Annotated in this window: 2 protein-coding genes; both read right to left on the reverse strand. The window is 30.1% G+C overall.

Annotation, left to right across the window (positions count from 1 at the left end; translation table 11 throughout):
• Positions 1-398: AAA family ATPase (locus HMPREF9131_RS01465; protein ID WP_009344984.1), on the reverse strand; the 398-nt coding region annotated here is incomplete at its 3' end.
• 75 nt (positions 399-473) lie between these two features.
• A complete protein-coding gene (locus HMPREF9131_RS08920; RefSeq protein WP_369744391.1) occupies positions 474-542 on the reverse strand; it encodes a hypothetical protein in 69 nt (22 codons plus the stop codon).
• Positions 543-581 lie beyond the last annotated feature (39 nt).

The raw sequence follows: 581 nt of genomic DNA on the forward strand, positions 1-581 counted from the left end.
ATCCTTGTAGCTCTTCTTTTTATTTGTGACTGAGATTCTTCTCCACTTGCATATAAGACTACAAAACCCTTTTTGGCTAAATCATTAGCTACTTGTAAAAGTAAAGTGGATTTTCCTGCTCCAGGTTTTGCTGTCAATATACTTACAGAATCTCTAACAATACCTCCGCCCATAACTCTGTTAAATTCCATGATATCAGTCATAACTCTTGAAGATTCTTTAGAATCAACATTTTTTAAGATAACAGCATCTTTATTTTGACTGTGTGATTTTTCAGAATTATTATTTTCATCAAACTCTTCTAAAGTATTCCATTTGTTGCAGTGGGGACATTTTCCAAAATATCCCTGGGATATATATCCACAATTACTGCACTTGTATGCTATTTTCTTTTTCATCTTTCTTATCTTTTTTTAAATCTTCTAATTCTTCTACATTTTCTATTATGAGTTTATTTTTGAAATCAATATTAATTAAGCTACCCTCTTTAATTTTCCATCCAAATATCTATCTGCAATTTCATCTTCCAAAAGATTTCTTATTGTTCTTTGTAAGGGTCTTGCTCCATATTTTTTGTCATA

Origin of the sequence: Peptoniphilus sp. oral taxon 836 str. F0141 (genome assembly GCF_000179335.1) — a bacterium.
Classification (GTDB): domain Bacteria; phylum Bacillota; class Clostridia; order Tissierellales; family Peptoniphilaceae; genus Peptoniphilus_A; species Peptoniphilus_A lacrimalis.